Genomic DNA, 5589 nt, shown 5'->3' on the forward strand with positions numbered 1-5589 from the left:
CTGGTGCGTCTGATCCCGTAGAAGGCTTGACCCTGAAGCCGTGAAAGCTGCCCCATCCGCCCCAGCCACACCCGAACTGCTGCAGGGCTTCGACACCGCCACCCAGATCACCGCCCTCGTCCACTGGTTGCGCCACCAGCCCATGCCCCGCAGTGCCCTTGGCAGCCAGGGCATTCGCGTTGGCCCGGCCGATTGGCCTACCCCCAGTTCCGCTGAACGCCGCAAGCTCCTTCGCGATGCCCTGCGCCTCACCCTTTGGCGCGCCACCGGGAGCACCGGCGCTTGGCTCGCCCCCAAGGTTGTTGCCCGTAAGCGGGCGGATTCTGGGGCTTAGGGGGTGTAGGCCTGCGAGCGGCGTCAACCAGTCCCGAATGCGAACGTATGTACTACGATTGTTGCGGTGTTGTCGCCGGGCTGTGGCGCAGGTCGACCCCGTTTCAGAAACTGCGCCAGACTCAGAGGCAACGCCTGCTTCCCGTCGCCGTTGCGGCTGGTTTGATCTCCAGGGCTGGCTCGAAGTCCTCGCCGGCATTGTGATCGCACTGATCGCCCTCCTCACCTCCTATGACCACATCGCCCTCCCCGCCGGCGCCGCCCTCCAGCTCCCGCAGCAATGGGGCGTCTGGTGCATCGCTGCCTCAGTGGCGCTTGTGGTTGCAGACGCTCAACTGGCGACGGGATCCCGACGTCGAGCAGAAGATCAACGCCTCCAGGCTGAGAATGAAGCAGATCGAGAGAGAAACCGAGCATCTCAAGAACGAGAACGCGCGGCTCGCAGCAATCGAGTTCAGGCTCGCGCACTTCGAGCGGGAGCACTTGTCCAACTCGAGCCCTCTGTCCTCCACCGACGATTCCTCGCTCTTGTAGTCGCCGAATTGGCCCAGCTCGCCGATGAGCCGGCCTGAGCTTCTTGCTGCGCGCTCGCCAGATCTTGGGTGCTCTGTTGCTTGGATCTTCGGCTGCAGGGTTTTGGCTGGTCTGTCCCTGGATTGTTCCGTTTCCTTCTCCGGTTCCCACCTCCACTGCCGGTAGCGATCTGGTGGTGGTGCTGGATGGTGGCCCAGGTCGCTTCGCCGCAGCCGATCGCATCGGCCACGCGCTGCCTCAGCCCACACCCGAACTGCTCCAGGGCTTCGACACCGCCACCCAGATCACCGCCCTCGCCCATTGGTTGCGCCACCAGCCCCCGCCCCCCAGTGCCCGGGTGTGGATTGCCACCGATCCCGATCACACCGCCCGCGCCGTGATCCTCGCCCGCATTGCCCTCGGCAGCCAGGGCATTCGCGTTGGCCCGGCTAATTGGCCTACCCCCAGCTCCGCTGAACGCCGCAAGCTTTTTCGGGATGCCCTGCGCCTTACCCTTTGGCGCGCCACCGGCAGCACTGGCGCCTGGCTCGCCCACCAGGTTGTTGCCCGCAAACGGGCGGATTGTGGGGTTTAGGGGGTGTAGGCCTGCGGCCCCGTGAAAGCGGATAGGAGTTGTTCCGGCTGCAGGTCGTGAGGGCTCTGCTGGTTGGGGAGTTTTCAGCTGCGGATGGCCAGGCCCTTGTTCCGGCGGGATGCGCTTGAAGCTGCGAGTGCAAGCACTATTGATGTGCGCCCCGCGCTGTGTTCCTGCTGACCAGTACAGGTGTATTATTGGCTGAGCGGCGAGGGCTCGGCGTGGGTAGTGTTTTTCTGTTCGACATCCAAGGCTGGATCACCCTGGTCCTGGGCGGCCTGCTGGCGCTGATCACTCTTTTCTCGTCTTACAGCCATGTCCACATCCCCTTCATCGGCGCCGTCGCCCTCAATCAGCAAATCGGAGTATTACTCCTCGTTGCCCTGGTTCCGCCGCTGCTTGGCGATGCTCAACTGGCGACCCGTTGTCGACTACGAGCTGAGAGAGATCGAGTTCGATCGGAGAGAGATCGAGTTCGAGAAGCGGAAGATCGTTCACGAGCAGCGGATGAGTCAGCTCGAGAGCGAGGACGCGCAGCTGAGGAAAGACGACGAGCAAAGGAAGATCGCGCACGAGCAGAGGAAGATCGAGCACGAGCAGCGAATGAAGCAGCTGAAGAGCGAGAACGAGCGGCTCGCCGAGCTCAACGCCAAGCTCAGTGCAATCTTGTGCAGCTCCGCCACCAGCTCGAACCCAACCAACCCAATGCCCAACGAGTCCGAGATGTGATTTCCCTGCTGGAGGAGTACGGCGGGTTTGCTTGAGGGGTCCATTGCCCAAGGGAAATCCACTACTCCTATGTCATCGCCGTTACCGAAGACTGCGCCCAGGCTTGCTTGGTAAAACCAGCTTGATGTTCTTGGCGCATCCCACTATCACCCCCGATTAAATGGCCAACTAGCCGAGGTGGTGCTAGATGGTGGCTCAGGTCGCTTCGCCGCAGCCGATCGCATCGGCCAAGCGCTGCCCCAGCAGCCTCTCCGCCTGCTAATTCGCTGCCCTAGAGGTACGCCGCCACCCCAGCCCACCCCCGAAATGCTCCAGGGCTTCGACACCGCCACCCAGATCACCGCCCTCGCCCACTGCTTGCGCCACCAGCCCTCGCCTCGCATTGCCCGGGTGTGGATTGCCACCGATCCAGATCACACCGCCCGCGCCGTGATCCTCGCCCGCATTGCCCTTGGCAGCCAGGGCATTCGCGTCGGCCCAGCTGATTGGCCTACCCCCAGATCCGCTGAACGCCGCAAGCTGTTTCGGGATGCCCTGCGCCTCACCCTCTGGCGCGCCACTGGGAGCACCGGCGCTTTGTTCGCCCCCAAGGTTGTTGCCCGTAAGCGGGCGGATTGTGGGGTTTAGGGGTGTAGGTCGTGAGGGCTCTGTTGGTTTGGGAGTTTCCAGCTGGAGATGGCACCAGACCCTGCCCGGGCGCAGAACGCTGGCGGCTATCAGCGCTCAACGCCCAGCGAATCCGCGATGAGATTAGCTCAGTTTCCAGGCCCACGTCAGGTCAATACGGAAACAACCCGTTTTTCTCCGTATGATTGGACGCATAGATGCCGGATGAGTTCCATGAGTTCCTCTCGCCTAGAAGTGCGCCTTCCTGATCGCCTCAGTGAGCGACTTGAATTGCTGGCCTCATCCGAGGGCCTCACAAAAACCGACGTGTTCCGCCGAGCTCTCGCGCTCTACCTACTAGTCAAGGAGCGGGAAGAGGGGGGATCCACCCTCCAGTTCGTCAAGGACGACCAACGGGAAACTCTTGTCAGCATCTGAATGAGCGATCCCAATGTTGATTTCAAATCGCTCCTAGAACTCACCGGTGGTGTTGAGGTCAGAAGCGCAGAACATCCCGATGACCGCAGGCAGAGGCACAGGCTGGAAGGGAATGCTGTCGGTTTGATTGGGGTTATTGCTGCCTTATCTGCAGCCATCCTGCTCCTGAGCTTCTTTCGCCCCATACCAGAAAAGCGAGCTGACTGGGCTGCTGGCGTACTGCAGTTGGTCCTAGGTGGTGCTGTGGGGTTTGCCCTGAAGCGTTCGTCTTAATGCTGCTGCCTCACTCACCCGTTGCGCTACCCATCGTTGAATTCCACCATTTGCCGGTCCGCACAGCCTGTACAGAAAAACGCAGAGAACGCTGGCGGCTATCAGCGCTCAACGCCCAGCGAATCCGAGATGTGATTGCGCTCCTAGAGGAATACGGCGGGTTTGCTTGTGCTTTCTTTTCCTGCCGCGGCGCTCAGGCCGGTGGCCTCGTGAGCGCCGCTGGTGATGGCTCGTCTCTGACGCAGATTTCCGAGTGCGTGCCATAGCTATCAAAGATTGATAGCGTCGACTTGGTTCTCCCCGAGCGGTGATGCCTTCCAGTTACGTCGTTGGTTCCCATTTCGAGCAGTTCATCAAGAATCAGATCAGTGGTGGTCGCTACGCAAGTGCCAGCGAGGTTGTGCGCGATGCCCTTAGGCTCCTCGAGAATGAGGACCAGCGTCGTGAAGCGGCGCTGGTGGCGCTTCGAGCAGACGTGCGCATTGGACTGGAGAGCGGTCCTGGCCAGAGCGCTGAAACTGTGTTTCAGAGGCTCGAGCAGAAATACAGCAACCATGCCTCTGTGTTGGTTGAGCCTTGATGGAGGTTGTCTTTCGCGATCGATAGCGCGCCTGCAGCTATTCGGTTTATCCAAGCCATCCGAGAGCACTGCGCTCGAATCGGCTTAACGCCGCTTGCTTATCCCGCGCGCCCAGAACTGGGTCTTGATATCCGTTGCTGTGTTCATCAGCGCTAACTGATCCTGTTTCAGCCTGGCGCCACGTCTGTACTTGTGGTTCGCATTCTCCACGGCAGCCGTGATCTCCTTGCCTTGTTCTCTATCGATCAGGACTGAGCCGGCTTGAGGTATGCGCTGTCTTGTTCATGCGCTCCCTATTGGAAATGTTCTGGTCCTGGCCCCGCGGCGCTCAGGTCACCCCCCTTTTTTTGGTGCCGCACGAAAGTCGCGATAGACTGAATGCTGTCGCCCTCGCCCGCCATGGCTTCCGCGCTCCATCCGCCCACCATCAAGCTCGTCGGCAGCAATGGCCAGATCTCGCTGGGCAAGCAGTACGCCGGCCGCCATGTTCTTGTGGAAGAGCCTGAGCCGGGTGTCTGGATCGTTCGCACCGCCACAGTGATTCCAGACAATGAGCGCTGGTTACACGAACCCGCTGCCGCAGCAGCCCTGCAGGCTGCGATGGTCTGGTCCGCCAGTCACCCACCAGCGGATGCCGATCTTGATGAAACCCTGATGCGCCTTGGCTGTGATTAAGCATGAAGGCTGCATCAGGCTGGATCTGAACAACCCGGTGTTTCAGGGGCAGTTGCTCACGCTGCAGAAGGCTGAGCGCCATGCGGCACTCGACAGCCTCAAAAAGATCCGCCAGCTCACCTGGAACCAGCTCTATCGCGACCCAGGGATCAAGTGGGAGAAGATCACAAGCATCAAGCCACCGGCTGGAATCGATGCCGTTTACTCGCTGCGGATTAGCCGTTCACGCAGGGGAACAGCGCATCGTGAGGGTGAGTACATGCGGCTACTCACCATTGCCCCGGATCACGACGCGACCTACAGGAGGAAATGATTCATAAGTTTCAGGCTGCAGCAAACTGCACCCCTGTTCGACTCCTAATATCCCCGCCGGTGAAGGAAGCATGGATGCCAGAGCAGGCACCTCAGCCCCTAGCGGGCGACTAGGACGCAGGCGCCTGGCTGGTTCCCAAAGTTGTTGCCCGCAAACTGGCCGATTGTGGGGTGTAGGGGGTTTAGGCCTGCGGCCTTGTGAAAGCGGCTCAGGTGTTGTTCCAGCTGCAGGTCGTGAGGGCTCTGTTGGTTTGAGTGTTCTCGGCTGCAGGTGGCCCAGGTTTTGGTTCCGGCAGGATGGGCTGGTGGCCGTGAGGCCCCCTCCCCTCCCTGCTGAGCAGTACAAGTGTATTATGGTATGAGCGGCGAGGGCTCGGTGTGGGTAGGGTTTTTCTGTTCGACATCCAGGGTTGGATCACCCTGATCCTGGGCGGCCTGCTGGCGCTGATCACACTTTTCTCGTCCTACAGCCATGTTCACATCCTCAGCGAGATCGCAGCCCTAGGGCTGCTTTCAGGAGGCTGGTCTGGCCCCT

General features: G+C 60.9%; 10 protein-coding genes. All 10 read left to right on the forward strand.

Annotated features, from left to right (window positions below; all coding sequences use genetic code 11):
• Positions 1-40: 40 nt before the first annotated feature.
• Positions 41-334: a hypothetical protein gene (locus KBY71_RS14715; RefSeq protein WP_254929634.1), complete on the forward strand. Its 294-nt coding sequence runs from the start codon at positions 41-43 to the stop codon at positions 332-334.
• Positions 335-654: 320 nt separating this feature from the next.
• The gene (locus tag KBY71_RS14720; protein WP_254929635.1) at positions 655-867 is read left to right on the forward strand and encodes a hypothetical protein; all 213 of its coding nucleotides are present in this window, start codon (positions 655-657) and stop codon (positions 865-867) included.
• 172 nt (positions 868-1039) lie between these two features.
• Entirely contained in the window at positions 1040-1441 is a 402-nt protein-coding gene (locus tag KBY71_RS14725; RefSeq protein WP_254929636.1) for a YdcF family protein, read from the forward strand.
• 399 nt (positions 1442-1840) lie between these two features.
• Positions 1841-2170 carry a hypothetical protein gene (locus tag KBY71_RS14730; RefSeq protein ID WP_254929637.1) on the forward strand — a complete coding sequence of 110 codons (330 nt, stop codon included), beginning with the start codon at positions 1841-1843 and terminating at the stop codon, positions 2168-2170.
• Positions 2171-2347: 177 nt separating this feature from the next.
• Positions 2348-2797, forward strand: a complete 450-nt coding sequence (locus tag KBY71_RS14735; protein WP_254929638.1) for a YdcF family protein — start codon at positions 2348-2350, stop codon at positions 2795-2797.
• A 213-nt stretch (positions 2798-3010) separates the two neighbouring features.
• Positions 3011-3214, forward strand: coding sequence for a ribbon-helix-helix protein, CopG family (locus tag KBY71_RS14740; protein ID WP_254929639.1), 204 nt, complete (start codon positions 3011-3013; stop codon positions 3212-3214).
• Entirely contained in the window at positions 3215-3487 is a 273-nt protein-coding gene (locus KBY71_RS14745; protein ID WP_254929640.1) for a hypothetical protein, read from the forward strand.
• Between the two features lie 310 nt (positions 3488-3797).
• On the forward strand, positions 3798-4067 hold the full coding sequence (locus tag KBY71_RS14750; protein WP_254929641.1) for a type II toxin-antitoxin system ParD family antitoxin: 270 nt from the start codon (positions 3798-3800) through the stop codon (positions 4065-4067).
• Positions 4068-4466: 399 nt separating this feature from the next.
• Positions 4467-4742, forward strand: a complete 276-nt coding sequence (locus tag KBY71_RS14755; RefSeq protein ID WP_254929642.1) for a hypothetical protein — start codon at positions 4467-4469, stop codon at positions 4740-4742.
• On the forward strand, positions 4729-5055 hold the full coding sequence (locus KBY71_RS14760) for a hypothetical protein (protein ID WP_254929643.1): 327 nt from the start codon (positions 4729-4731) through the stop codon (positions 5053-5055). Before KBY71_RS14755 ends, KBY71_RS14760 begins: the two co-directional genes overlap by 14 nt.
• Positions 5056-5589 lie beyond the last annotated feature (534 nt).

Source organism: Cyanobium sp. T1B-Tous, from assembly GCF_024345475.1.
Taxonomy (GTDB): Bacteria; Cyanobacteriota; Cyanobacteriia; order PCC-6307; family Cyanobiaceae; genus Cyanobium_A.